Annotated in this window: 28 protein-coding genes; 14 read left to right on the top strand and 14 right to left on the bottom strand. The window is 48.6% G+C overall.

The genetic code is table 11. The annotated features are described in order from the left end of the window. Positions 1–60: 60 nt before the first annotated feature. Positions 61–441 carry a BlaI/MecI/CopY family transcriptional regulator gene (locus J3B89_RS13360; protein ID WP_215398096.1) on the top strand — a complete coding sequence of 127 codons (381 nt, stop codon included), beginning with the start codon at positions 61–63 and terminating at the stop codon, positions 439–441. Beyond that, positions 434–1630, top strand: a complete 1197-nt coding sequence (locus tag J3B89_RS13365) for a M56 family metallopeptidase (RefSeq protein WP_215398097.1) — start codon at positions 434–436, stop codon at positions 1628–1630. Before J3B89_RS13360 ends, J3B89_RS13365 begins: the two co-directional genes overlap by 8 nt. A 98-nt stretch (positions 1631–1728) precedes the next feature. On the opposite strand, the gene J3B89_RS13370 is transcribed toward J3B89_RS13365, so the two are convergent. Further along, entirely contained in the window at positions 1729–2526 is a 798-nt protein-coding gene (locus J3B89_RS13370; RefSeq protein WP_215398098.1) for a DODA-type extradiol aromatic ring-opening family dioxygenase, read from the bottom strand. Positions 2527–2657: 131 nt separating this feature from the next. Between J3B89_RS13370 and ybaK the strand changes: the two genes are divergently transcribed. Next, positions 2658–3125, top strand: coding sequence for a Cys-tRNA(Pro) deacylase (ybaK, locus tag J3B89_RS13375; protein WP_215398099.1), 468 nt, complete (start codon positions 2658–2660; stop codon positions 3123–3125). Positions 3126–3198: 73 nt separating this feature from the next. Here ybaK and katG (J3B89_RS13380) read toward each other — a convergent pair whose 3' ends face one another. Both katG (J3B89_RS13380) and J3B89_RS13385 read right to left on the bottom strand, forming a co-directional pair. After that, positions 3199–5424 carry a catalase/peroxidase HPI gene (katG, locus tag J3B89_RS13380; RefSeq protein ID WP_215398100.1) on the bottom strand — a complete coding sequence of 742 codons (2226 nt, stop codon included), beginning with the start codon at positions 5422–5424 and terminating at the stop codon, positions 3199–3201. Positions 5425–5745: 321 nt separating this feature from the next. Then, positions 5746–6375, bottom strand: coding sequence for a glutathione S-transferase family protein (locus J3B89_RS13385; RefSeq protein WP_215398101.1), 630 nt, complete (start codon positions 6373–6375; stop codon positions 5746–5748). A gap of 172 nt (positions 6376–6547) precedes the next feature. Here J3B89_RS13385 and J3B89_RS13390 point away from each other — a divergent pair, with 172 nt between their 5' ends. Beyond that, positions 6548–7498, top strand: coding sequence for a helix-turn-helix transcriptional regulator (locus J3B89_RS13390; RefSeq protein WP_215398102.1), 951 nt, complete (start codon positions 6548–6550; stop codon positions 7496–7498). Positions 7499–7544: 46 nt separating this feature from the next. Here the strand turns inward: J3B89_RS13390 and J3B89_RS13395 are convergent, their stop codons facing one another. Then, entirely contained in the window at positions 7545–7883 is a 339-nt protein-coding gene (locus J3B89_RS13395; protein ID WP_215398103.1) for a YajD family HNH nuclease, read from the bottom strand. A 193-nt stretch (positions 7884–8076) separates the two neighbouring features. Here J3B89_RS13395 and J3B89_RS13400 point away from each other — a divergent pair, with 193 nt between their 5' ends. The 7 genes from J3B89_RS13400 (at position 8077) to J3B89_RS13430 (ending at position 14757) form a co-directional block, all read left to right on the top strand. Continuing rightward, positions 8077–8451 carry a DUF1622 domain-containing protein gene (locus J3B89_RS13400; RefSeq protein WP_215398104.1) on the top strand — a complete coding sequence of 125 codons (375 nt, stop codon included), beginning with the start codon at positions 8077–8079 and terminating at the stop codon, positions 8449–8451. Between the two features lie 233 nt (positions 8452–8684). Continuing rightward, positions 8685–9671 carry a DUF4932 domain-containing protein gene (locus tag J3B89_RS13405; protein ID WP_215398105.1) on the top strand — a complete coding sequence of 329 codons (987 nt, stop codon included), beginning with the start codon at positions 8685–8687 and terminating at the stop codon, positions 9669–9671. Positions 9672–9843: 172 nt separating this feature from the next. Then, positions 9844–10149, top strand: coding sequence for a DUF6172 family protein (locus J3B89_RS13410; RefSeq protein WP_215398106.1), 306 nt, complete (start codon positions 9844–9846; stop codon positions 10147–10149). Between the two features lie 60 nt (positions 10150–10209). Beyond that, positions 10210–11478: a DEAD/DEAH box helicase gene (locus J3B89_RS13415; RefSeq protein ID WP_215398107.1), complete on the top strand. Its 1269-nt coding sequence runs from the start codon at positions 10210–10212 to the stop codon at positions 11476–11478. A gap of 81 nt (positions 11479–11559) precedes the next feature. After that, positions 11560–11913 (top strand): BON domain-containing protein, encoded by a 354-nt coding sequence (locus tag J3B89_RS13420; RefSeq protein WP_215398108.1) that lies wholly within the window; start codon positions 11560–11562, stop codon positions 11911–11913. A gap of 198 nt (positions 11914–12111) precedes the next feature. Beyond that, positions 12112–14154, top strand: coding sequence for a bifunctional 2',3'-cyclic-nucleotide 2'-phosphodiesterase/3'-nucleotidase (locus J3B89_RS13425; protein WP_215398109.1), 2043 nt, complete (start codon positions 12112–12114; stop codon positions 14152–14154). Between the two features lie 39 nt (positions 14155–14193). Next, a complete protein-coding gene (locus J3B89_RS13430; protein WP_215398110.1) occupies positions 14194–14757 on the top strand; it encodes a GNAT family N-acetyltransferase in 564 nt (187 codons plus the stop codon). A 67-nt stretch (positions 14758–14824) separates the two neighbouring features. Here the strand turns inward: J3B89_RS13430 and katG (J3B89_RS13435) are convergent, their stop codons facing one another. The 3 genes from katG (J3B89_RS13435) to pdxR all read right to left on the bottom strand — a co-directional run bounded on the left by katG (J3B89_RS13435) (position 14825) and on the right by pdxR (position 19526). Next, the gene (gene katG / locus J3B89_RS13435; protein WP_433915371.1) at positions 14825–17032 is read right to left on the bottom strand and encodes a catalase/peroxidase HPI; all 2208 of its coding nucleotides are present in this window, start codon (positions 17030–17032) and stop codon (positions 14825–14827) included. A gap of 183 nt (positions 17033–17215) precedes the next feature. After that, on the bottom strand, positions 17216–17986 hold the full coding sequence (locus J3B89_RS13440) for a substrate-binding periplasmic protein (protein WP_215398112.1): 771 nt from the start codon (positions 17984–17986) through the stop codon (positions 17216–17218). Positions 17987–18134: 148 nt separating this feature from the next. Beyond that, positions 18135–19526 (bottom strand): MocR-like pyridoxine biosynthesis transcription factor PdxR, encoded by a 1392-nt coding sequence (gene pdxR / locus J3B89_RS13445; protein ID WP_215398113.1) that lies wholly within the window; start codon positions 19524–19526, stop codon positions 18135–18137. 118 nt (positions 19527–19644) lie between these two features. On the opposite strand from pdxR, the gene J3B89_RS13450 reads away from it, so the two are divergent. Then, positions 19645–20253, top strand: a complete 609-nt coding sequence (locus tag J3B89_RS13450) for an FMN-dependent NADH-azoreductase (RefSeq protein WP_215398114.1) — start codon at positions 19645–19647, stop codon at positions 20251–20253. A gap of 23 nt (positions 20254–20276) precedes the next feature. Then, positions 20277–20756, top strand: a complete 480-nt coding sequence (locus J3B89_RS13455) for a carboxymuconolactone decarboxylase family protein (protein ID WP_215398115.1) — start codon at positions 20277–20279, stop codon at positions 20754–20756. Between the two features lie 46 nt (positions 20757–20802). Here J3B89_RS13455 and J3B89_RS13460 read toward each other — a convergent pair whose 3' ends face one another. The 4 genes from J3B89_RS13460 to J3B89_RS13475 form a co-directional block, all read right to left on the bottom strand. Then, entirely contained in the window at positions 20803–21627 is an 825-nt protein-coding gene (locus tag J3B89_RS13460; RefSeq protein WP_215398116.1) for an NHL repeat-containing protein, read from the bottom strand. Positions 21628–21783: 156 nt separating this feature from the next. Beyond that, positions 21784–22530, bottom strand: a complete 747-nt coding sequence (locus J3B89_RS13465; RefSeq protein ID WP_285895614.1) for a class I SAM-dependent DNA methyltransferase — start codon at positions 22528–22530, stop codon at positions 21784–21786. Positions 22531–22661: 131 nt separating this feature from the next. After that, positions 22662–23063 carry a nucleoside diphosphate kinase regulator gene (rnk, locus tag J3B89_RS13470; RefSeq protein WP_215398117.1) on the bottom strand — a complete coding sequence of 134 codons (402 nt, stop codon included), beginning with the start codon at positions 23061–23063 and terminating at the stop codon, positions 22662–22664. Further along, complete coding sequence (locus J3B89_RS13475) at positions 23063–23473, bottom strand: GreA/GreB family elongation factor (RefSeq protein ID WP_215398118.1); 411 nt, start codon at positions 23471–23473, stop codon at positions 23063–23065. Before J3B89_RS13475 ends, rnk begins: the two co-directional genes overlap by 1 nt. A 357-nt stretch (positions 23474–23830) precedes the next feature. Here J3B89_RS13475 and J3B89_RS13480 point away from each other — a divergent pair, with 357 nt between their 5' ends. Then, complete coding sequence (locus tag J3B89_RS13480) at positions 23831–24364, top strand: OmpA family protein (RefSeq protein WP_215398119.1); 534 nt, start codon at positions 23831–23833, stop codon at positions 24362–24364. A gap of 68 nt (positions 24365–24432) precedes the next feature. Here the strand turns inward: J3B89_RS13480 and J3B89_RS13485 are convergent, their stop codons facing one another. From J3B89_RS13485 to J3B89_RS13495, 3 genes are all read right to left on the bottom strand, one after another. Then, a complete protein-coding gene (locus tag J3B89_RS13485; protein ID WP_215398120.1) occupies positions 24433–24843 on the bottom strand; it encodes a hypothetical protein in 411 nt (136 codons plus the stop codon). A gap of 106 nt (positions 24844–24949) precedes the next feature. Next, positions 24950–25783, bottom strand: a complete 834-nt coding sequence (locus J3B89_RS13490; protein ID WP_215398121.1) for a class II glutamine amidotransferase — start codon at positions 25781–25783, stop codon at positions 24950–24952. After that, complete coding sequence (locus J3B89_RS13495; protein ID WP_215398122.1) at positions 25768–26721, bottom strand: ATP-grasp domain-containing protein; 954 nt, start codon at positions 26719–26721, stop codon at positions 25768–25770. Before J3B89_RS13495 ends, J3B89_RS13490 begins: the two co-directional genes overlap by 16 nt. Positions 26722–26852: the final 131 nt, after the last annotated feature.

The following is a 26852-nucleotide window of genomic DNA, read 5'->3' on the forward strand; positions in this document are numbered from 1 at the left end:
GCACCTATAGATTACATCTGTAATATTAAATGTATTACAGATGTAATCTATAGGTGCTTTATGATCGAAATCAGCAATGCCGAACTTAGTGTGATGCAGGTACTGTGGCAGCGTCAGCCGCTAAGCGCCAATGAGGTGGTTGCGGCACTGGGCAATGACAAAGACTGGCATGAAAAAACGGTAAAAACACTGCTGAACCGGCTGGTAAGCAAAGGTGCACTGGGCTTTGATAAAGATGGCCGGGCTTATTTATATTACCCTCTTATTGCCGAGCAGGACTATCAGCTTGAGCAAAGCCGCTCTTTTGTTGAACGGATATTTGCCGGCCGTGTCGCGCCGCTGGTAGCGGGGTTTGCCAGGCAGAACAAACTTAATGCTGACGATGTGCAGCAGCTAAAGCAATTAATTGCTGATTGGGAGCAGGAGCAGCACCATGACTGATTACTTGTTGCATGTGTCGGTGCCGTTATCGCTACTGCTGATAATTTTACTGCTAGCCCAGCAATATCTGCTTAAGCCCCTTGGTGCCCGTACCCTATATGCATTGTGGGTTGCCGTGCCGCTTCTGCTGCTTTGTGCTGCTATTACCCCGTTACTGCCAAAGGTTATTGAGGCGGGCGCCATTTTGCGCTATCAGGTAGGAATACAGCAGGTCGCGGCAGCAGCAGATGATATTAACTGGCTGTTTTGGTTATGGCTTAGCGGGGTAATGCTGTGCAGCGGCTTTTTACTGCTTAGCTATATCAGCAGCCGCGCTCAGTTCAACCGCGCAGTGCCGCTTAGTGGCAGTATTATGCCTGCATATTGCCGTCAGGCAGATAACAGCAGCGGGCCTTATATCACCGGCTTAATTACGCCACGAATTGTGCTGCCGCATGACTTTTTCAGCCGCTTTGATGCCACCCAGCAGCAGCTTATTTTGCAACACGAGCTGACACACTGGCGCCGCGGCGATTTACATCTGAATTACCTTGCTTTGGTGCTTGTTAGCCTGTTTTGGTTTAACCCCTTGGTGTGGCTGGCGTATCGCCAATACCGCCATGCACAAGAACTGGCCTGCGATGCACTGGTAACAAAAGATGCCAGCAAGGCAGAAAGAATTGCTTATGGTTATGCCTTACTAAGCAGTACACAGCAGCCATCAGCAAACTGGTGGCCGCTTACTCATCACTATGGAGACTTTAATACTATGAAACAACGTATTACGCAATTACAGCGGCAGCAAGGTATCAGCAAAACAGCGGTATTAGCTGTTATGGCACTGGTAGTAAGTGCGACAGTATTATTACAACAACCGGTTATGGCTGGTGTTAGCAAAACACAACAGCTTGCTGCGGTTATGCGCATTGAACCGCGTTATCCAATACAAGCTGCGGAGCAGGGGATTTCAGGTTATGTGCAGATTAAATTTGATGTCGATGCACAAGGCAAAGTGAGTAACGCCAGTGTCGTGAAATCGAGTCCTGAAAAGGTATTTGATAAAGAGGCATTACGTGCGCTGGAGCAATGGCAATACACGGCAACCGGAAAAGTGCATAAAGACCAGTTCGTACAGCTGGATTTTGAGCTTGACATAGTGCAAGCCGGTATAGAACGGGTTAGCGTAACTCCGGCAGCGAAAAAGGGCTGATACTGTAGCGAAATCAGTTGGATAAAAGTGCAATAAAGCAGCGTTTACACCGCAGTGCCGTTTAATGGCGCTGCTTTATTGCATTTAAGCATGGGAGGTTACCAGCCAAATGCCAGTACGGCTTTGTGCAGCACTGTGTCGTTAAACAGTACGTTTGCTGTGCTGCCTTTGGCGGCACCAAAGCAAACGTGCAGCGGTAGCAGGTGCTCTTCGCGCGGGTGCATTAGCCTGGCGTCAGGTGCCTGCTGCCAGTTAATCAGCCGCTTTGCCTGTTCAGCGTAACTGTACTGTGGTTGCAGGCTGTCGATAAAGTACTGATTAAATGCTTCTACCTGCGCATCGCTCACCAGATCCTGACGGAAAAACGCCTGCATATTATGAAAACTCATACCTGAGCCGATAATCAGCACATTTTGTTGCCGCAAAAAACTGATTGCTTCACCTAAAGCAATATGTGTTGCCGGGTCCAGGCCTTTTAGCAGTGACAACTGCAGCACAGGAATATCAGCTTGCGGGCGCAGCATCAGTAGTGGCACAAAAACACCATGATCCCAACCGCGGCTGGTATTGAGCTGTGGGCTGAAACCGGCTTGCTGTAGTTTTTCTGCTATTTGTGCTGCCAGTTTTGGTGCGCCGGGGGCAGGGTAGCTTAGCTGATAGCTTTGTGCCGGAAAACCCGAGTAATCAAATAACAATGCCGGGTTATCTGCAGCTGTAAGTGCCGGTTGGCTGGTTTCCCAGTGTGCACTGATCACCAGTATGGCGGCGGGTGTTGCCAGTTTATGGCCAAGCCCGGTGATAAACTGCGTTAGCGTGTGGTGGTTTGGATCATTAAGTAAAGGTAAAGGGCCACCACCGTGGGGTAAATACAATACAGGAGCCTGATTTGGGGGCATTGCGCTGTGCTCGTTGGCAAAATAATATGTTAAGGCTACGCCTGCTAACCATGCTATGCAATAGAGTAAAATCTGCAAATAATTGAGCTTTTAACAAATAAAATCGAACGATAGGCAAAAGGAGTTGGGGTATGACACCGGCAATTGAGTTAGCTAAACAGCGTGGTATTGCACATCAGGTGCATCAGTATCAGCATGATCCTGCAGCAGCTTCGTACGGGCTGGAAGCGGCAGAAAAGCTGGGGCTATTGCCACAACAGGTGTTTAAAACCCTGGCGTTGAGTCTGGATAGCAAGCAACTTGCTGTAGCCGTGTTGCCGGTAGATCAGTTGCTAAGCATGAAACAGCTTGCCAAAGCACTGGGCGCAAAAAAAGCTGATATGGCCAATGCGGCAGATGTCATGCGCAGCACCGGCTATGTGCTGGGTGGTGTAAGCCCGTTGGGGCAAAAAAAGCGCTTGCCTACTGTTATTGACAGCTCGGCGCAGCAGTTGGCCACTATTTACGTTAGCGCCGGGCGGCGTGGGCTGGAAATTGAGTTAAACGCGGAAGATTTATGCAGGCTGCTCGATGCGCAGTTTGCACCGTTGTGCCAATAAATATCATGATGCTAATAAAAACGGGCGCTGTGTAGGCGCCCGTTTGTTGCTTATCACCTGTTTATGGCAGTGATTACTTTAAATCGAAGCGATCGGCGTTCATTACCTTGGTCCAGGCTTTTACAAAGTCTGTGACAAACTTCTGTTTAGCATCGTTGGCGCCGTATACTTCGGCAATGGCACGCAGCTGCGAGTTAGAGCCAAAAATCAGGTCAACGCGGCTGGCAGTCCATTTTACCTTACCGGTTTTACGATCTCTGCCTTCAAACTGCTGTGCATCTTTTGACACCGGTGCCCACTGTGTATTCATATCCAGCAGGTTAACAAAGAAGTCATTACTCAGCGTGCCGGGTTTAGCGGTAAATACGCCGTGTTGGCTCTGGCCGTAGTTTGCATTCAGCACCCGCATACCGCCAACTAACACTGTCATTTCCGGTGCGGTTAAGGTTAGCAGTTGTGCCTTATCCAGCAGCATTTCTTCTGCCGATATGGTGTAAGCTTTTTTCATATAGTTACGAAAGCCATCTGCCACCGGCTCCAGCACATCAAACGATTCTGCATCAGTTTGCTCGTCTGTAGCATCGGTGCGGCCAGGGGCAAAAGGTACTGCCACTGCTACACCGGCATCTTTGGCGGCTTTTTCTATTGCGGCGGCACCTGCCAGCACAATAATATCGGCCAGTGACACTTTTTTATTGCCGCTTTGTGCAGAATTAAAGTTTTGCGCAATAGTACCCAGCACGCTAAGTACCTGTTGCAACTGCGCCGGTTGGTTTACCTGCCAGTCTTTTTGCGGTGCTAAGCGGATACGGGCGCCGTTGGCACCTCCGCGGCAGTCTGAACCACGGAAAGTAGAAGCTGATGACCAGGCGGTATACACCAGTTGCGATATGCTTAAACCGGATGCCAGAATAGTAGTTTTTAACTGCGCAATATCTGCATCATTTACCAGCTCGTGATCTACCGCTGGTACCGGATCTTGCCAGATTAAATCTTCTGCCGGTACTTCCGGCCCCAGATAGCGTGATTTTGGCCCCATATCGCGGTGGGTTAATTTAAACCAGGCGCGGGCAAAGGCATCGGCAAATTCGGCCGGGTTTTTATGAAAATGCTCAGAAATTTTACGATAGGCCGGATCTTCACGCATGGCCATATCGGCGGTAGTCATCATAATGCCTACGCGTTGTGTTGCATCTTCAGCATCTGGTGCGTGGTCTTTTTCCGCCAGGTTTACCGCTGCCCACTGATGCGCACCGGCCGGGCTTTTAACCAGCTGCCATTCGTAACCAAACAATACATCAAAGTAGCTGTTATCCCATTGGGTTGGGGTAGGGGTCCAGGCGCCTTCTATACCACTGGTAATGGTGTCGCGGCCTTTGCCGCTTTTAAAGCTGTTTTTCCAGCCAAAGCCCATTTGTTCAATAGGCGCCGCTTCAGGTTCTGCACCTACATTGGCAGCATCACCGGCGCCGTGGGCTTTACCAAAGGTGTGACCACCGGCAGTTAACGCCACCGTTTCGTAGTCATTCATGGCCATCCGGGCAAAGGTTTCACGGATATCGCGGCCTGAGCCTAACGGATCGGGGTTGCCGTCCGGCCCTTCGGGGTTCACGTAAATTAAGCCCATTTGTACAGCAGCTAACGGGTTTTCCAGCTCACGCTCGCCAGAGTAGCGGCTGTTAGGCTTGTCGCTGGTTGCCAGCCACTCAGTTTCCGCGCCCCAGTAAACATCTTCTTCCGGTTCAAAAATGTCGGCCCGGCCGCCACCAAAACCAAAAGTTTTAAAACCCATTGATTCCAGCGCGACGTTACCGGCTAAAATAAATAAGTCTGCCCAGGATAATTTGTTGCCGTATTTTTGTTTTACCGGCCACAACAGGCGGCGGGCTTTGTCCAGGTTGCCGTTATCCGGCCAGCTGTTTAGTGGTGCAAAGCGTTGATTACCGGTAGCGGCACCGCCACGGCCATCGCCCATGCGATAAGTTCCGGCGGCATGCCAGGCCATACGGATCATCAGTGGCCCGTAATGGCCATAATCTGCCGGCCACCAGTCTTGTGAGTCGGTCATCACATGCTCTAAATCTTTCTTTACTGCGGCCAGATCAAGTTTTTTAAACTCTTCAGCGTAGTTAAAATCTTCACCCAGCGGGTTAGACTTTTTGTCGTTCTGGTGCAAAATTTTCAGGTTAAGCTGGTTAGGCCACCAGTCCATATTTTTTGGGCCGGTGCCCCCAGCTTTGGTATTACCGCCGTGCATCACCGGGCATTTTCCGGCCGAACCGTTATTGTTATTGTCCATATTTTACTCCTTGCAACGTGGGTTTTCTCAGGGTTATTGCGTGCGCCTGCTTGAATCGTGCATTGAATATAGACCTGAAGGGATAACTGCGAAAGTCAGTTTTGTCTATCGTGTTAATCGTTTTTTTGAATCAACTATTGCAAATTTAGTTAATATTTTCAGTGGCTTTGTCTGCGGTGATACAAGATGGTTCAATTAAAGTGGTTTTGGTGTAGTTACCTAAAAAAAGGTGAGTTTGTGAGGCGCTGTTTATAACGTTTGACAAAACACTGCGGCAACCGCGCCAGATGCCGGGTTGCCGCACTGCTGATGTTTATACTGTTACGCCTCCGCCTGCCCGGCGGTCAGCGCATCATCCAGTTTATTTGCTCTGATAGCGGCTTCCCGTGCTTGCAACCGTTGTACATATTCGGTAAAAACAGGGCGTTTTTCCAGCGTATCAAACATCATGCCCCACTCAATATGGCTGCCCACATACACATCGGCCGCAGTAAATTGCTCGCCGCAAATATAGGGGCCTTTAGTTAACGCGGTTTCCAGCGCATTTAAGGTATCCTGATACAAACCACAGCCTGCGGCCGCGGCGTTGTCGGCATCCAGGCGCCAGTTATAGGCTTTGGCAGTGGTGGCCATTTCCAGTGGGCCGGCAGCAAAAAACAACCAGCGGTAATAGGTAGCACGCTCAGGGCTGTCGGGTGCCGGGGCAAGTTGTTTGTCGGCAAACTGATCGGCCAGATAAGCACAAATGGCAGCAGCTTCGGTTACTACCACATCACCGTGAGTGATTACCGGCACTTTGCCCATTGGGTTAAGTGCCAGAAATTCTGCCGATTTCATTTCAGGGCCGTACTGCAGCACTTTTAACTCGTAAGCTATGTTCAGCTCTTCCAGCAGCCAGCGGATAATGCGGCCACGCGACTGAGGGTTGGTATATAGCGTGAGTAGTTTCATTTTACTTATTCCTTATGGCTTATTTTTCGTGGTTAGTAACAGCGAGTTGTTGGCGTTTTGCGCTACTGGCGTACTGTAAAACGTAAATAGGACAGAATGCGTCCTAATTATCGGTTATATTTTGTGTCTGTTAATTACACTAGGAAGCGTAAATGAACAGGTGCAAATATAAATGAGCGGACCGACTATCCGGGTACTTAGCCTGCTTGAGTTACTGCAGTCTCACGGCCGTTTAAGCGGCACTGAGTTGGCAGCGAGGCTGGGCGTAGATAAGCGCACAGTGCGGCGTTATATTCAGGCACTGGAGCAGCTGGGTATTCCGGTTACTACTGAACAGGGCTGCGACGGTGGCTATATGCTGGTAGCCGGTTTTAAGCTGCCGCCAATGATGTTTACCAATGACGAAACCCTGGCGCTGTCGCTTGGCCTGTTAGCGGCGCACAATCTGAATCTGGCCGATACTCAGGGGGCTATCAGTAGTGTTCAGGCTAAGTTAGAACGGGTAATGCCGGCTAAGCTTAAATCCCGCGCCCGGGCTATTGCCGACACTATTAAGTTAATATTGCCTGCATCTGACGCTGAAACTCCCGGCCAGCAGCTTAGCCCTTTGCTTGACGCGCTGGAGCAACAGCGTTCGGTGAGCATCTGTTACACCTCTTATCAGCAAGCGCCGGTTGTAAGGCAGGTTGACCCTTATGGTTTGTTGTTTCGCAGCGGGCGCTGGTATATGAGTGGTTATTGTCATTTAAGGCAAGAACTACGTACCTTCCGGCTGGACCGCCTGCAGCAGATTGAATTGCTGCAGCAGCGTTTTAACCGGCCAGCAAATTTTGATACGGCAGAGCATTTTACCCGCAGCCTGTATGGCATGCCGGGTAATCTGGATGTGCAGGTTATGCTGCATACCGACAAACACACCGCGGCGCAGGCGATGGGAGAGACGGCATCGATGCTAAAACCACAGGCCGGTGGTTTGCTGTTAAGCACCCGCACCGACAGTTGTTATTGCTTAGCGCAGTGGTTAAGCCAACTGCCGTTTGATTTTAGTATTATTGAACCGCCGGAGCTAAAACTTGCCTTAAAGCAGCAGGCCAAACGCTTAATGAACATTGCACAGCGTTAGAGTTAGCTGTGTCGCGGTTTGCGCTTAGCCTGCCAACTGGTGCATATCACTTCGGTTTATTTAGCAGGGCTTTTAAATCCGCAAAAGGGTTGTGGGTTGCCGGTGCCACTTTTTGCTCGGTAGTACCGCCATATAGCACAAACTCGTGGAATTTATTATGCTCGTTGTCATGGCAATAAATACACAGTAACTCCCAATTACTGCCATCAGAGGGGTTATTGCTGTGATTGTGATCAATATGATGCACGGTTAATTCGCGCAAATTGGAATGCACAAACTCCCGGGCACAACGGCCACATACCCAGGGATACATTTTCAGCGCTTTATCGCGATAACCCTGTTCTTGCTGCTGATAGGCTGCAGCGCCGCTGTTGGCTTTGCTCATAATTGTCCTGGTATATTGGTTTAGTAACACGGCCGGTTATGCCACTACTGTGTTATAAAAGATGACTTGATTTTAACAGCCATACCGGCTTAAGCAACGCTTGTTTTGGCAGTTTACAGCCAGATTGGTGCTGGCCAAAGCCTTTACACGGTGTTGTAAAATAAAGCTGTTTGAGTGCACTAAAGGAACACAAATGACAAACGGAATAACGAATATGGCGGGCTCAGTGCCAGAGTGGTGTGCCATGGCAATTGAGCTGCTGGGCATTGCTATTATCACTGTTATCGCTATTTATGCTTTGGTACATGCCGGTATACGCTTAGTAAAAGGTGATGTAGTAAGCGATATCCAGCAACAGGTGCGTCAGCAATTGGGGCGGGGTATTTTGCTGGGGCTGGAGTTTTTAATCGCGGCAGATATTATTCATACCGTAGCGGTGGAGCTTACCTTTGAAAACGTAGGTGTACTGGCGCTGGTGGTGTTAATCCGCACCTTTTTAAGTTTTACCCTTGAGCTGGAGTTAACCGGCAAATGGCCCTGGCAACAGACTGGTGCGAAAAGCAAATAATGCACAGCCGCAACTTACAGAGCTGTGGCCTGCGTATTTAATAGAGACACTAGCTCTGCAACCAAAGCTTTTTCTTCTGCAATTAGCCTCTGCTTAATTCCCCAAAGCTAGCAGGGCAAATATCTTTGGGGGTTAGTTTTTTTGCGTCCTGAGTATGGTTGGGCTTCACGCTTTATTTTTTGTTGTGAGTTGTTTATTGTTTGCTCTGGAGCAGGCAAATTTTGGGGCGAACTTTGTTGAAGATAATCAGTGTAATAGTGCTTTTATTCAGCTTTCCGGTATTTTCCGGCCAAGCTTGTCAAAGTGGTGATACCGGCCAAAGCGATAGCCGATTAGATTTACTGTTTGCGCTGCAGTTACAGAGCGGATATTTTCTGAATAACAACTTAGATATACCGCTCAAAGAACAGTACAAAGCAGTGCAGTTTGATACTGAAACATTGACAAATTTCCGCACATTAACCGCAAACGGCTTCAGATTCAGCACCTTGCCAGCATATTTTCTGTCGTTAGACTGTGAGTTCAGACAAAGTAATGCGGCTCCCGCTGCAGAAATCAGGCTGCCAGCGGATAAAGAGCCGTTGTTTGCCGATTTTGTTTCCTCTTTAAATAATGAACTTAGCAATGGGCTTATCAGCCAGCTACAGGCTCTACCCAATGGTTTTGACATTGATCATGTGCTGCATAGATCAATCATTAAACAAACCAAAGATTCATTAAAACAAAGCTTTAATATGTTCCCGCAGGACATCAGTATTATCTTCCACCCATTGCTGCATGATGGCGGATTCTTCTTCAAAGTCGGCGCCAACAGTTATTCATTAATTGGTCCAACGTCAAATCGGGGAAATACCGTCGATTTTGGTCCCAAAGGGCGGATCACGGAAATTGTTGCGCATGAACTGTCGCATGGTTTTATCGACCAGGTAGTGTACTCGTCTGATATAAAAGCGTGCCAGGCCTTCATCGGTGAGGCATTCAGAAAGAATATGCAGAAAAATGGCTACGCTGAAGTTAAAACCATCATTACGGAACATATGGTTAGGGCAATAGTGTGGAATGTTCTCGAAGAATTAGTGCCTGATTACAAAGCGCATATTATGCAAAAAGAGCAAGACATGGGGTTTCAGGATTTACCAACTCTGGCCAATAAATTTGCGCAGTTAAGAGATGTAAATGCCATGTTCGGGCAGACAAAACAGCTGTTTAATTGTCAGTAAGTTCTGGCAAAGTGCAGGCAAGAGTCAATTACAAGCATTAAGCCTGTTGTTGCTTGCTGCTCAGATTTTGCTGCCAAACAGCAGATAGTGGCAGTTATCTTTGGTTTATCCATGTACAATGCGCGGTTTATTAGCGCGTTCAGCTGTTGAGTGCCCACCTGTAGGAATTTTAATGAAAAAAACGTTTGCTTTAACTCACGCTAAGCTGAATACGGCCCGTTTAACCGACGCCATTAAACACGAGATTAAAAAATACCTGGCCCGTGAGCGGCGCAAGGCGCTGCCTGAGGGTACAGACTACTGGACATTTGATTGCCGCTTTGGTGCTTCAGCTGAGGTAGCCGGAAAAATCTTTACCTCTGAAATCAATAAACATATTGATGCCGCCGTAGTACAACAGCTGCCTGAATTCTATGTCGAGATCCTGGCCAGGGCTTGTCAGCATAAGCCGCGTTTACATGACGAAGCCACCGACTGATTTTTTACAGCCAGCTTCGCCCCCTTATTTTGACTGTGGCTGTGCTACAGAGGAACTTATATGCAATTTTCATCGTTAGACTTAGCGCCTGATTTACTGCGCGCACTGGCTGAATGCGGTTACAACGAGATGACACCGGTGCAGGCTCAGGCTATTGTGCCGGCGCGCCGTGGTAAAGATTTACAGGTTACTGCGCAAACCGGTACCGGTAAAACTGCGGCGTTTGCTATTCCGCTATTGCAACGCATGCTGGATGCGCCAAAAGCCACGGCAGAGCGCCGCCCAAGGGCGTTGATCCTTACTCCAACCCGCGAACTGGCCGAGCAAATAGCCAATGCGATAAGCGCCTATGCGCAGTTTTTGCCGGTCAGTGTTACTGCTTTATACGGTGGTGTAAAAATGGGTGGCCAGGCGAGTAAACTAACTGCTGGTGTTGATATGGTGATAAGCACCCCCGGCCGCTTATTAGAACACCTGGCTTTGGGCAATGTGATTTTAAGCGATGTTGAGTTTGTAGTACTGGATGAAGCCGACCGTATGCTGGATATGGGCTTTAGCGCTGATGTGCTGAAGTTGCTGCAAATGACAGCAACTAAACGCCAGACGTTGCTGTTTTCTGCCACTACGTCACCTGCGGTAAATGAGTTGTCGCATAAAATTTTGCATAACCATCAGCAAATCCGCGTGGCTAAAACCAATAGTGCAGCTGATACGGTAAACCATGTGGTGTACCCGGTTGAAGAAAACCGCAAAATTGAACTGTTTGAGAAGCTGCTGGCAGAACATAACTGGTTTCAGGTGTTGGTGTTCACCAGCACCAAAGAACAGGCTGATCAACTGTTAGCTGGCTTGCAGCAGCGCAGAATTGATGCCGCAGTATGCCATGGTGACAAAAGCCAGGGCGCCAGGCGTCGTGCTATTGCCGATTTTAAAACCGCTAAACTGCAGGTGCTAATAGCCACTGAAGTAGCAGCCCGTGGCCTGGATATTCAGGGGCTGGATTATGTTGTTAACTTTAACCTGCCTTACTTACCGGAAGATTATGTGCACCGCATAGGCCGCACCGGCCGGGCAGGGGCGGCAGGCACCGCTATTTCTTTTGTCAGCCGTGAAGAAGAGCAAAGCCTGGAACGTATTCAAAAGCTGATGGGCAGCACTATTAAGCGGGTTGTTAAACCAGGGTTTGACGTGAGTAACCGTGGCTCGCTGCTTAAGAGTATCTCGCGTAAGGTACTAACCGGGCGCTCGAACAAAGCAACCGAAACCGTAATAGATCTGGCAAGTTCAGGCAAAGCCAGGCGTAAAGCAAAGCCACAGCGCACTAAGTAATAGTCAGGCCGTGTTCATAGTGTTGTGCCACGCTTAAAGGTGTTTAACGGTATTACAACTAACATCTTTAAGGAGTAAGTTATGAATACGTCAGTAAAACCTGTTATTGCGTTGGGGTTAATCTGTGTGTTGGCAGCGGGTTTGTCAGGCTGTGAGAAAAAAGTTATCAATGAAAAAACCGGTGTGCCGGAAAACAATATGGTTGTTAAAGAAGGTCTGGCGGATGATGCCAATGTGTCCAGTGCCGTAATGGCTGCGCTGCAACGTGAAGAGCAGCTTAAAGCCTTTAACTTTCATATTGAAACCCGTAAGGGCGATGTCACCCTGATGGGTGAAGTAGATACGCCGGAGCAACGTATGCTGGCCGAGCAGATCACGTTAGCCACGGCGGGCGCACATACGGTGCAAAATAAAATAAGTGTAAAAAATAATTAGCCTTAAAGCGCATTTCCGGCTGATGTAATAGTGTTTTAACCGCGAATTTATTTTTGCAGCTTTTGTTTAGTGCTTTTTTTCTATAGGTTAGCCTGTAAAACGGCGCCCGTTTGATTTTTTCTGCACCAATTACAACAACAGCATACACCTGGCCCGGACTCCGGGTTCCGGCCAGGCTGTAAAAGCCGGGATTTAACTATGTTCAAACTGTCTTTACCATTCTTGCTGCTATCAACAGCGGCACTGAGTATCACATCTTGTGCTGTCAGCACACCCCCAGAAACGGTAACCGTAAAACTGCGGGTACTGGAAACCTCTGATCTGCACGCTAATGTGATGGATTATAACTATTACACCGATATGGCAGATCCCAGCATTGGCCTGGCGCGTACCGCCAGCCTGATAGCCGCCGCCCGGCAGGAGGCGGTTAACACTGTGCTGGTGGATAACGGCGATTTAATTCAGGGCAGCCCGATGGGCGATTATGCCGCTCACACAGGCCTGGCTGACGGCGAGATTCACCCGGTATATCAGGCCATGAATGTGCTGCAATACGATGTGGGCAATATTGGTAACCACGAGTTTAATTACGGCCTGGATTTTTTGCAAAAGGCGCTGGCTGGTGCTGCTTTCCCCTATGTTAATGCCAATGTGTACTGTGCACAGCCGCAATGCTGGCACGGCATAAAGCAGGGCGAACATTTATTTACGCCTTACCTGATTAAAGACACTGTAGTAACAGATACTGCAGGTAAGCAGCACAATATAAAAATTGGTTATATTGGCTTTGTACCGCCCCAGATTATGCTGTGGGATAAGCTGCATTTAACCGGCAAAGTGCGTGCGGCCGGTATTGTGGAAACAGCAATAAAACTGGTACCGCAAATGAAAGCGCAGGGCGCCGATTTGGTTATTGCCATTCCGCACTCCGGCATTGGCTCCAGCGATAACCCCGGCGATCCGCATGCTGAAAATGCGGTTTATGCTATTACGCAGGTGCCGGATATTGATGCGGTGCTGTTTGGCCACAGCCATTCTGTTTTTCCATCATCCCGTTATAGTGACTTGCCGGGGGCGGATATAGAAAAAGGCTTGCTTAACGGTGTTGCTGCCGTAATGCCGGGGCGTTGGGGCGATAATATGGGCCAGGTCGATTTTACCCTGAGCCTGCAACAAGGCAAATGGCAGGTAATCGATGCCAGCGCCAAAGCCGTGGCTATTTATGACGGGGTTAAAAAAGCGCCGCTGGTAGCCGCAGATAAACGTATTCACTCCGCAGTGCAACAGGCACATCAGGGCACAATTGACTTTATGCAGCGCCCTATAGGTGTGGCGTCGGCCGATATGTACAGCTTTCTGGCCCAGGTGCAGGACGACCCTACAGTACAAATTGTAGCTAATGCCCAGATAGCCAAAGTTAGCGCGATGCTACCGGCGCAGCTGCAACATTTGCCGGTGTTGTCAGCCGCTTCGCCGTTTAAAGCCGGAGGGCGGCGCAGCTCGCCAACAGACGCACAGCAGTATATTCAGGTGTCAGCCGGTACGTTAAGCTTTCGTAATGCCGCAGATTTATACCTTTACCCTAACACTGTAGTGGCTGTAAAACTTAATGGTGCAGAATTAAAAGACTGGCTGGAATGCTCGGCCAACCAGTTTAACCGCATTGATGTGGCTACCAGTGCGCCACAACAGCTGATCAATTATGAACACCCAACCTACAATTTTGATGTAATTGACGGCGTAAACTACCAGATAGATGTTACACAGCCTGCCAAATTCGGCCGTGACTGTGAACTGCTGGATGCCAGTGCCTCGCGTATTATTAACCTGAGTTATACCGACAACAGCGGCAAGGTATTTAGCGGTAAGGCTCTGGCTGAAAAGGAATTTATAGTAGCCACCAATAATTACCGCGCTTTTGGTGGCCGCTTTGCCGGTACCGGCAGCGGGCATGTGGTAATGGAGCTGCCCGACAGCAACCGTGAAGCACTGGTAAGTTATATAACGCAGCAATCCGGCTATGATGCTGTCAGCGGGCAATACAGCAGTCAGGTAAACCCGGTTGCAGATAATAACTGGCGCCTGGCGCCTGTTGCCGGCAGTGTGGTGCTGGATATCCGCTTTAGCACACAAGACAGCAAAACAGCAGAAGACTTTGTTGGCCGCTACAAGCAGTGGCCTATGACAAAGCTGGGCACCGACGAGCAGGGGTTTGCCCAGTACCGTATTGATCTGCAGTAGATGCGACCAGAGAGCAATAGTAGAAAAGAGTGAAAGAGTATGTTGAAAATTGCAGCAAGTAACAGGCTGAGTTTTACCCTGTTGTCTGATCAGGATGCCGGGTTGCTGTTTGAAGTAGATCAGGATCAAGAAGTTATGCGCTACCTGAACGGTGGCAAGCTTACAACAATGCAAAGCATTGTTGATGTGTTTATACCGCGGATGATGCAATACCGCAGCCCGGCACAAGGCTATGGTATATGGCAGGTGCGGCGGTTAGAAGATAACGCTTATATCGGTTGGGTATTAATACGGCCGATGGGTTTTAATACCGCAACACCAAGCCGCGATGACGTGGAACTTGGTTGGCGTTTTAAGCGGCAGTACTGGGGGCAAGGCTATGCCAGTGAGGCAGCCCAGGCAGTGGCCGATGCGGTGCTGGCAAATAATAGCAATGTCCGGTTTTTGTCGGCAATTGCCATGCCGGATAACGCCGGCTCAATTGGCGTTATGCGTAAACTGGGTATGCAGTTTGTAAAACGCTTTTTGCACCGTGATGCGCTGGGGGATGTCGATGCGGTGTTATACCGTATGCAGGTTAATGCAGCTGTAGCAACAGAGTAAGCCAGGCCTGGCAGAAAAAAAGCGCCGCACCTTTTCAGGTAGCAGCGCTTTTGCGTTGGGGGGCTTATTAACGGTCCAGGTTCATAACCTTGGTCCAGGCTTTAACAAAGTCATCAACAAACTTTTGTTTCGAGGTATCAAAAGCATATACCTCTGCTACAGCGCGCAGCTCTGAGTTGGAACCGAAGATCAGATCAACAGAGGTAGCAGACCACTTTTTGTTGCCTGATTTACGGTCAAAGCCTTCGTAGATGCCGTCGGTGGCAGACTTTTTCCACACGGTGGACATATCCAGCAGGTTAACAAAAAAGTCGTTGTTTAAGGTGCCGGGTTTAGCGGTAAATACACCGTGTCTGGAACCCTGATAGTTAGCATCCAGCGCACGCAAGCCACCTACCAGCACTGTCATTTCCGGCACAGTCAGGTTTAGTTGATCAGCTTTATCTATCAGCATTTCTGTAGGTGATTTATAGCTTGCAGCCATGTCAAAGTAGTTTCTGAAGCCGTCAGCTGTTAACTCCAACTGGTTAAACGAGGCTATATCCGTCATGTCCTGGCTGGCATCACCACGGCCTGGGGTAAAGGGCACTGTAATAGTATAGCCGGCGTCTTTAGCGGCTTTTTCTATTGCAACTGCGCCGCCTAACACGATTAAATCAGCCAGCGACACTTTTTTGCGGCTGGTATTAAAATCTTGCTGAATGGCGGTTAGCGCTTTTACTACTTTTGCCGTTTCTGCCGGGTTATTTACTGGCCAATCTTTTTGCGGTGCTAATGCAATACGTGCACCGTTGGCACCACCCCGCATGTCCGAATGGCGGTAGCTTGCTGCAGAGCCCCAGGCTACACGTACCAATTCAGGCACGGTTAAACCGGATTTTAAAATACTGGCTTTGAGTGTTTTTACATCATTAGCTTTAATGGTGGATTGGGTTTTTTCGTCAATCGGATCTTGCCAAATCAACACCTCTTTCGGTACTTCTTTACCTAAAAAGTTACGTGGTGGCCCCATATCGCGGTGTGTCAGCTTGTACCAGGCTTTAGCAAAGGCTAAGCGGTATTCTTCCGGATCGGCTAAAAAGCGTTCGGCAATTTTGCGGTATTCCGGGTCAAACTTCAGCGCTAAATCCGCGGTGGTCATTACCGGCGGATTAAACTTACCTTTGATATGCGCATCCGGTACGATTTTATGCAGCGATTCGTCGGTCGGTACCCACTGAATAGCGCCGGCCGGGCTGCGGCTTTGTTTCCACTCGAAGTTAAGCAGGTTGCTTAAGTACAGCGATGTCCATTGCGTTGGGGCCTGGGTCCAGGCACCTTCTAAACCGCTGGTAATTGTGTCTTCAGAATGGCCTTTGCCACAGTTGTTTTTCCAGCCCAGGCCTTGTTCTTCAACGCCTGCTGCACCGGGTTCGGCTTCCAGGCAGTCTTTGGGTTTGTGTGCACCGTGCATTTTACCAAAGGTATGGCCACCGGCGATTAACGCCAGGGTTTCTTCATCGTTCATGGCCATGCGTTCAAAGGCAACACGGATATTTTTGGCTGAACCCAGCGGGTCGGGCACGCCTTTGGGGCCTTCCGGATTAACGTAAATTAATCCCATGTGAGTTGCACCCAGCGGGCGCTGTAGCTTACCGTCTTTATCTTCACGGTCGCTGGCCAGCATTTCAACTTCCGGCCCCCAGTACACCATATCTGGTTCCCAGTCGTCGGCACGGCCACCGGCAAAACCAAAAGTTTTAAAGCCCATATTTTCCAGCGCGACATTACCGGCCAATACAATTAAATCTGACCAGGACAGTGCTGCACCATATTTTTGTTTTACCGGCCATAATAAACGCCGGGCTTTGTCCAGGCTGGCGTTATCCGGCCAGCTGTTTAGCGGGTCAAACCGCTGCTGACCACCACCGGCGCCGCCACGGCCGTCCAGGGTACGGTAGGTACCGGCACTGTGCCAGGTCATACGAATAAAGAATGGGCCATAGTTACCAAAATCCGCAGGCCACCAGTTTTGTGACTGTGTTAACAGGGCATTGATATCCTGCTTTACGCTGTCTAAATCCAGTTTATTAAAAGCGTCAGCATAGTTGAAGTCAGCGCCATAAGGGTTAGAACGTACATCGTGATCGCGCAGCACAGACAAATCAAGTTGCTGTGGCCACCAAAACTGGTTTGTTCTTACTGCTCCCTGCTGAGCACTACCCTGGCCTGAGGCGCCGGCTGGCTTAGTCATGGTTTTGTCACTGGCAAAGGCGGTACCGGATAGCAGCAACATGCTTATCATGCCGGCCAGCGCTCTGGTTTTAAAAGTTTGTCTATTCATTGTCAGCTTCCTTTTGGTTAACGTTTTGTTATTATCTGTAGTGCTGATACTGTGAAGCATCAGGCACCGAACTAAACAACCGCCAAAATAGTATAGTAAGAAGCTAATTGATTGATGTGAATTAAAGTGATGATGTTAATCGGTAAATTCGATGATCCTGTCACCAAATATACGCTTTATGCTGCCATCCCCGGTCATAGATGCAATACTTTGTTGTATCGCTTGTGAGATGTGCGGGCACTGACAGCTTTTGGCTAAGCCGATATATACCGGCTGTGGTGTGACAATATTCAGCGGAAAACTGACTTCTCTTATTTTTGCTGCCAGCTCCGGATTGTCCTGTAATACAGCCCCAACCTGGCTGGGTGGTAGCAGTGCGGCTGTTACCCGTTGTTTGGCAACAACTTCAAGTGCAGAATAAATAGAGTTTACCCGTATAACCTGGCTCGGTGGCATAGCGTCAACTATTGTCTTCACTTTCGGGTGAAAGCCATAGTTACGTATTGCTGCCAGCGTCATGGTAGATAATTCAGTAACTTGCTGTAGTTTGCGGTTGTCAGTGGCAGATAAATAAACCCGGTCTGGCTGGCGTGCGCCGTAGGGGATATATTCAATGGCTTCTCTGCCATCGCCGGTTTTAAGAATGCCTATTACCAGATCGCTGCTGCCATCGGTGAGCTCTTTCAGGCAACGGCTGGATGGTGTAGCTTTGCTGATTAATAACGCAAAACCGGCGCGATGTGCCAGTTCCTGCATAAAGTCAACGGAAACGCCCTGTGCTTTTTTCGCTGTATTATTAAAGTCAACATTGCCTGGGAACTCCCATACGCACCAGCGCAGCTGCTGTTTGGCCTGTAGCGGATAAGCGGCAACTAAACACAACAATATGGCAAACAATTTCAGCATTGTTTTAACACCTCCGTTGGATGTGGCGTAATCAGTCTACGGCGAAAAGCAGGCGTTAACCAGCCAACATTATGGCTGATACTGTAGCGGGAAAGTGTATCCTATTGTTAAAAAGTGGAAAGATTGTGAAAGCAGCGCAGTAAAGCCGTTAGCTGCCAAGCAGTGCCAGCGTTTGGTGGTAGGGCAGGCGTAAGGCGTCAGTGGCTTCCTGCTCTGATTTAATATTGGTATAACCGATAACCAAACCATAGCGTTTGGCCTTACCGGCATACCATGCCGACAGCGGGAATACCAATAACCGGTGCTGTTGCCATATTTTTGCCAATTGCTCGTCCTGAGTGCCGGTTTTTAAAAAAGCTACAACATGCATGCCGCCATCGGTCAGCTCGACATAAAACTGGCTTGGATAAACCTGTTGTAACGCATTTAACACCATTTGCCGCCGGGCCTGATACAGAGTACGCATCTTTTTTAAATGTTTAAAAAAATGCCCTTCAGCAATAAAGCGGCTGAGGATCTGTTGTGGCAGCAGTGGCAGACTGGTTTCAACAATTTCTGCGGTTTCGTGAAAGCGGTTGATCAGCGCTTTGGGCAGCACAATGTAGCTGATCCGCATGGCAGGCATAATCGTTTTACTAAAAGTACCTACGTATATTACCCGATCGGCCGGATCCTGGCTCTTTAATGCTGGCAGTACTTTTTTGGTGTAATGAAATTCGCCGTCGTAATCGTCTTCTACTATCCAGGAGTGCCGGGTTTGCGCCCAGTCGAGTAACTGTTGGCGGCGGGGCAGCGATAATGTCACGGCCAGCGGGCTGTGATGTGCCGGGGTGGTAATAACAAAACGGGCATCCTGGTGGTGCTGCAGTAAGTAATCGACATTCAGCCCCTGGTGGTCAACCGGTACATAATGCAGGTTTTCGACAATGCGCTTTAACAGCTTCTGGCCGAAAAAATAACCGGGGTCTTCATATATTACCTTGTCGTGCCGTGTAGCCAGTGCTTGTAAAATCAGGGCAATGCTGTGTTTGTAGCCACTGGTAATGCAAATCTGGCTGGCGCTGCAATTCAGCCCGCGCGAGATATTCACGTAGTTAGCAATGGCTTCACGCAGTGGCGGGTGGCCCATCACCGGCGGTGTCAGCATTTGTTCCGGCCGCATAGCCCGGATAGCTTTACCCGACAGCAGTAACCACTTTTTATACGGAAATTCATCCAGTGACGGGATACCCAGCCGGAAAAAGCCGGGGTTGTCGCGTAAATCAATTAATTGTTGCAGTTCGTTATCTTCAACCGGCGCTGTAATGGGGGTTTTGGCAATATTGAGCTGTAAATCCGGGTTAACCAGTGTGCCGCGGGCACCTTTACTGACTAAGTAACCCTCGCCAATTAAGATGTTATAAGCGGTTTCAACGGTTTTTTTTGCCACACCTAAATCAGCGGCCAGTACACGGATAGCGGGCACTTTTTCACCCGGTTTCAGGCTGCCGTTTAAGATTTGCTGTTTATAGCGCTGATAAATAGCCTGATAACCGGTCATTATGTCCTACCTAAATACATTGTTTTTGTATCTTTTCAATATGGCATGAAAGGCTAGACTTTGCACATCAGAATAACACTGCGAGCCCATATGGGCGGCGGCTTTGCCAGGAGAACCTATGAAATTGCTACATATTAAAGTCAGCCCGAATTTAACCGGCTCGGCGTCCAGAATCGTTGCCAGCCACCTGTTAGCCAGGTTACAGCAGCGCTATCCGGCATTAACCGAAACCGTACTGGATTTGGCACAGCAACCACTGCCGCATCTGGATGCCTTAACCGTTAGTGCCTTTTTAACCAAAGCTGAAGAGCGCAGTACAGAGCAACGGCAAGCAGCTGCGTTATCTGAGCAACTGGTTGATCAGCTACTGGCACACGATACGCTGCTTATTTCATCGCCAATGTGGAATTTAGGCCTGCCTTCAGTGTTAAAGGCCTGGTTTGATCATATTACCCGCGCCGGCCGCACCTTTGCTTTTAATGCAGAAGGCGAAAAAGTCGGCCTGGTAAACAATAAACAGGTATTAGTGGTGATGGCCAATGGCACGCCTTTGCTTGGCCGGCCCACTGAAGCAGACGACCAGTTTACCCCTTATATCACAACGGCTTTGCGCTATATCGGTATTACCGATGTGCGTTTTATCCGGGTGGATGGTACCCATCACCCGCAAACAAAAGCTGCAGCAGTACCTGAAGCTGTAGCGGCTATTGATTTTCTGCAACTTTAACTTAAAACTTTGGAGCAATAACGATGACTGCACGACTGAACCACTTTGAAACCGTACCGGCTTTGACCAAAGCATTGATGGATGCCAGTATGGCAGCGTACAAAACCTCAATTGATCCGCTGATCAAAAGCCTGATCGACATCCGCGCATCGCAGTTAAATGGCTGTGCCTTTTGTTTGGATATGCATATCAAACAGGCAAAAATTAAAGGTGAACGTGAACTGCGTATTTACCATGTGGCTATCTGGCGCGAGTCACCACTGTTTAACGCCAAAGAAAAAGCCGCATTGGCACTGACTGAAGCACTGACTAAGTTGTCCGATACCGGTATCAGCAACGAGCTATACCAGGCGACTAAAGAGCATTTCAGCGATGTGGAAATTTCAGAGCTAACCTACAGCATCGGCCTGATTAACTTCTGGAACCGGATGCAAATTCTGGCTCTGGTAGAGCCGGGCTCTCAAGACGCCGCTTTTGGTTTAAATAAAGCTGGCCTCAACTAAGTAAAAGCCTGCCAGCGATGTTTAGTGGCTGGCAGGTATCACTGCGTCAATATATCAGCCGGTAAGCCGCCACTGAATTGCCGAAGAAAGTTGGCACGTACAGAGTGTTAGTTGCGGCATCCCAGCCGATATCAGCGGTATTGAGCTTTTGTTCTTGTGTGTCCAGTATAGGTTCCATCCGGCCGTCGGCATATACGTAATAGATAATACCGGCCCAGCAACTGACAATAAAATCACCGTTGCCTACCGGTTCCAGGCCATCAGCCCGTTGTGAAAAGCCTTTAGCTATTTGCGTTAGTTCGCCGTTTTTATCTGCTTTTAGCAGCAAATCTGCTGCAGCTATGTACAAGTTGCTACCGATACTCTTTAAGCCGTTAGCGGCAATTATATCTTCCAGCCAGATACTGATGCTGCCTGCGGCATACTTATACACGCGGTTTTTGCGGGTATCAGAGATATACACCACGCCATGCTCATCTACCGTTACGTCATTTAAAAATACCGCATCCGGCGCAGGGATTTTGGCTGTAACCTTAGCTGTGGCAATATCAATAATCACCAGTTCGGTTAAGTCTGCTACATAAAGTTTGCCCTGGTATTGTGCCAAACCTTTGGGTGCATTTAAGCCGCGCAGCCAGTTATGCTCACGCATACTGCCGTCAGTATTCAGCAGGGCTATACCGCCTTCGCCATCGGCTGCATTGCCTTCACCATCAATTTCAGAGACAAATAAAAACTTATCGTTTTGCTGCTGATGCACCAGTACCGACTCAGGCACACGCAAGCCAGCAGTTTGCCACAGCAGTTCCAGCTGTGGTTTGGCAGTTAGGGGCAGGGATAAAACCAGCAAAAAAGCCAGGTATTTTTGCATCTGTGTTAACTCCGGGCGGTTTTATTAATGCCGCCAGCATAACGTGCACGGCAGCACAATGCGAACCGTGGCAGCTATTGGCGCAGGTAACCGTAGCAGTTTTCCATATCTGAAACTGTTTTAATACCGCTTAAGCAGCGCACAGATGAGACAGGATCAGCGTTTTACACAGGCAAATAAGGCATTGCCGGAGGTGTTGTCCCACGGTGATATTTTATCGTAGTCGTGCGCTAATATATGTACCTCAAAGTAAGGTAACAGTAGCGCCTGCAGTTCGGCAAAGTTGATAGCAACCATAGGGTGCTCATCCTGCCATAGCTGAGTATTGCCAGCGCTGGTTCGGGCAATACGTAACTTAAGCGCTTGTTGCTCACCACTGCCGCTGTAGTGCCACAACGATTCAAACTCAAAGTGGCTGTTGTCGTAGGTGGTGCTGTGACGTACGGCGCTGTGGTTACAAATTTTATCTTTATCTACTGCATTAAAACAAAACATTCCGTTTGGGTTCAGCGCGGCATAGACACTGGCAATACACTGCTTTAGCTGGTTAATGCTGGCATTATAATGAATGGAATATAAAAAGCAGCTGATAAGGTCAACCGGCCTATCCAGCGTAAAATTACACATATTTTGCAGCATAAAATGGGCTTGCGGGCAGCGCACCTTTGCTAAATCCAGCATGGGTTGGTTTAAATCCAGCCCGCTGCTGTGGTAGCCGTAATTGATAAAGTGGTGGATATGCGGCCCGGTGCCACAGGCTAAATCGAGATGGGCTTTACCACCGTTACCCAGTAACTGGTGCAGCCGGTGTACGGTGTTACTTTGCGCCGGGTAGTTGATATCGCAACACATTAAATCATAGTAGCCGGATAAATCGGTGTATAACGCATTAGACGACATCATGGCTGCATACTGCCCGCGCAAAATTAAGGTGGCGCATTTTATAGCAGTTAAGCTGCTTTGCGAAGCAGGAACCGTTTATCTGATGAGTAAAGTAGACCCAGCCCCGCTAAGAGCGGGGCTGGGTCTACTTTTCAGCGGTGGTAAGCGCCTTCGCGCTCTGGCTGATACAGCACTTCGTCTACTGTGATCGTTGACATATCGCCACCTGGCAGTGGCCAGCTAATACTATCGCCCACGCGCAGGCCCAGCAAGGCACTGCCTACCGGCGCCAGTATTGAAATGGTACCGCTTTGGGCGGCGTCTTTTGGGTATACCAGTGTTAAACTGCTGCTTTTACCATCAGCAAAGCTAAAACGCACTGTAGAATTCATGCTTACCACATTGTCAGGCAATTGTTGCGGCGCAACCAGATTGGCGCGTTCCAGTTCCTGACGTAGCGTGTTGCTGCCAATAGTATCTGCAGGCAGGCTATTAAGCAGCTGGTCAAGCCGGTCAAAGTCGGTTGTAGATACGATGATATCGGGTGTTTTCATTAAGATCTCCTTGGTTGACGGTGTATTACGTTTAGCACTGTCAGCACGCGAAAATGCAGGCGCTGGCGCAGTACGGTTAGCTCAATATCTGCATCGGGAGCTTTGCCAGCCAGCGCAGCCCCCAGCGGTGAAACAATAGAAATACGCCCCCGGCGATAACAGGCCTGTGCCGGATAAACCACTTGTAACCAGCCACGTTCATGGGTGTCGGTATTGTGCAGCTCCACTGAGCTGCCAGGCCGGATACAGCTGGTATTACTGCTAAGGCGGTGCCGGGCCGTATCGTCGGCAATAAAATGTACAATGTTTGCCAGCTGCAAGGCATTAAGTGGTAACAGTTGCTGGCAGGCCAGAGCTGCAATAGCCTGGCTAACGGCGCCATAAGGCCGTTTGGGATAACAGAAAAACATCGAAGCTCCGGATCAGAGAAGCAAAAATGACATTAAGGGTTTAAGCAGAAAAAGTGTTCAGCCGGCTTTGCGCAGGGCAAAACCGGCCCAGGAATGGAAGGCGATAGCGGTATTGTATGGCCGTAGCACGCATGGCGTGTTAGCGGTAAAACATTCGAGGCTTTGCATGGCGATACCATAGTGGATTTGGGGCTAAAGTTCAATCGGGATGCTGTACAACTTTAGGTAAACAACTAGCAGAATAATTTAAAATAAGTAAGAGATTTATTTTGTTTATTGTTAAATAAAGGTGTTTATTTGCCTGAATAAAACTATTAAAGTATGCGCCAGTATTTAACATTAAATAACGGAGTATAAATGTTGCGCATGTTATCGCTTTCCGTCGCAGTTATTGCGGCGCTAATATCAACCGGTTGTGTCAGCACGTCAAACAACTCCACCGCAAGTTCTGCGGCGGTAAATGCGGAAACGGCCAAGCCACAAACACTGTTTGCTGCCCGGCTGCAACCTGCGGCGGGTGTAACCACCGCAGAGTTGGCTGATAATGCTGTTAAAGTGTCTTTTCCCGGTATTACGGCGTTTTCGCATGATGGCGCCAGTATCAGCAATGAATTACAGCGACAGTTAAGCGCAGTAGTAGAATCACTAAAAGGTATAACCTATCAAAATGTTACCGTGCTTGGGCATACAGATAGCTCCGGCCAGTTAGCGTACAACAACAAATTATCGCAGCAGCGGGCAGAGCAGGTTATGGCTTTTTTACAGCAGCAGGGATTAGCAGCTGAGCAGCTGCTGGCTCAGGGCCGTGGGCCGTCAGAGCCGATTGCGGATAACAAAACAGCGCAGGGCAGAGCAGCAAACCGCCGGGTAGAAATTGTCGTAGCGTTTTAATAATTACTTTTAAGCATAAAGCATAATGGCTGCCTGCGGGTGGCCGTTGTTATTTATGCTTAGGCGGCTTAGTTAGTTAACATCCAGCCGTTTTCTGTCATGCGTAATGTCAGGGTTTGTTGTTTTACCTGATATTTGTCACCGGCTTTAAAATCGCCATATTGTAGCTTTAACATACCGGCAGACATGCCGGTAACCATTTTTTCCAGCGGGTTGCCGGGCTGTTCAGTCTGCTCGTTCATAAAAGCAGCAAAAGACTTTTTAAACGCAATAGTGTAAGCCACCTCGGCGGTGTAATGGTTGTCACTGTCAGACCAGCCATTAAGTTTCTTTACATCGTTAATATCCATTAAACCGGCATACTTGGCATCATATTGCTGTTGTAGCAGTTGTTTTAGTTTAGTGTCACCCGGGGTGTCAGAGCAGGCAGTTAATGCAACCGCCAACAGGATGGCAGTAAGGCTACTGATAATTTTCATAATCACTCTTTAAGCTAAAAATAAGTGTAGTGATTATGATATAAAACGCCACACTGCGGCTAGTGGCTGCTGCTTATATTAGCAGTGGCCGTGAGCCAGTGTTGTATTAATGCTCTGTAAAGCGCTCAGTTTTAATGTTGTTTCGGTAAATAGTGGTAAAAGTGTTGCTGTCGATCGTTGTCCACTTATCACTGACATGATCCAGCGGTTCTGATACCACTATAGTGCTACCAGAGGGAATTTGCGGTTTTGAGTCGTCAAACTCTTCCAGGCAGCTTGCGTCTGTTGATACGAACTGTGTCATGGGGGCTTCGTTATGTGAATAGCGCACAGTGTAAAGTTTATGGCCGTCAGAGATGGCACAAGACAGGTTAAGCACTCCTTTTTTATCAATCTGCTTTAACGTTTGCAGTACTTCAGCCACCATTTTTTGCATTGCTGCTTTGGGATTTTCCTGTAAACCATAAGTGAGAGCCAGTAAAAAGAACGTTTCGCTGTCGGTTGTGCCCAGTAAGTGCGGATACAACTTTGGCGCAATTTTTAGCTGTAACTGGCGGCGTAACTTAGGAAAGTTGCTGACATGGCCATTATGCTGAAATAGCCAGTTTTTATAACTGAACGGATGGCAATTGGTCCGCTGAATATCGCCTGTGGTCGTTGCCCTGATATGCGCCATAAAGGTATGAGATTTAACCTGGTGACATAAATTGTTCAGGTTGGTGTTGTGCCAGGCGGGTAAATCATCTTTGAACAGGCCGGGGTTGGCACGTTTGTCGTACCAGCCAATGCCAAAGCCATCACCATTAGTGCTTAGCAACTGGCCGCTGTTAGTGTAATTCATTTGGCTATGCCGGCTTTGTACTACCAGCGAATGGTCGGGTTTGGTAACCAGAGTATCCAGATATATTGGTTTGCCGGTATAGGCTATCCATCGGCACATAAGATACCTCTTTGTAATTCAAGTACCTTGGCGCTGGGGTAACGGTTTTCATAGAAACGATGCACCTGTGATACAGCAAAATCAATAATGGCATCGGCAATGTTAACTCCGGTTACTTTTTCTATACCCTGATCGCCGGTAAAGTCGGGTGAAACATTGATCTCCAGCAGCATCGGGCCATCATTAGAACGGACAAAATCCACTCCGGAAACGTTGATACCAATAGATGCTGTGGCAGATAACACCATCTGCTCTTCAGCTGTTGTTAGCTGATAAGGTTCAGAGCAGCCACCCAGCGCAACATTCGATCTGAAATCGCCATCCTGTGAGCGGCGGCACATGCCGGCTACCACTTTACCACCCACCACAAAAGCTCTGATGTCAGTGCCGGCAGCTTCTGCAACAAAGCGCTGGATAATATAAGACGCGCCTAACTGGCTGAACGTTCTGACGATGTTATCCATTTCTTTTAAGCTGTGTACCAGAAAAATGCCGGTACCTTCGGTACTTTCAATCAGTTTAATAATCATTGGCAAACCGATAACGTTTGCCAATTGCCGGAACCCCTGTGGTGTATAGGCAATACCGGTAGCGGGAAAGGGCAAGCCTCTGGCCAGCAGATACTGCAAACACTTTAATTTGTCGCGCCCCAGCCGTAGTGCTGCCGGTGATTCACTGACATAGGTCTGGCTGCAGATAAATTGCTGTAATACGTTGGTGCCATAGTCAGTAAAGTTAACGTTTAAGCGAGGAATAATAGCGTCAAAAGTTTTGGTAATGTCTTTGTCGCGCCAGTAAATGGAAGGTTTGTCGGTCGTTAGCACCATACTGATATCGCGGATGTTATATAGCTGTGCAGTATGGCCTTTGGCCCGGGCCGCCTCCAGCAACCGGTGATCATCTTTCTCCTGATCGGTCGATAAAATACAAATATTCACGTCAACGATACCTTGGTAATTGTTGATTAAAAGTTAAGTGTAGCACAAGAAAACCGGCACATTGCCCGGTAAGGGCCGCCAATTAAGGCTACACTTAAAAAAGTCTGCATTGGGTTGGCTTAAAGGCAAAG

The organism is Rheinheimera oceanensis, from assembly GCF_018831085.1.
Taxonomy (GTDB): domain Bacteria; phylum Pseudomonadota; class Gammaproteobacteria; order Enterobacterales; family Alteromonadaceae; genus Alishewanella; species Alishewanella oceanensis.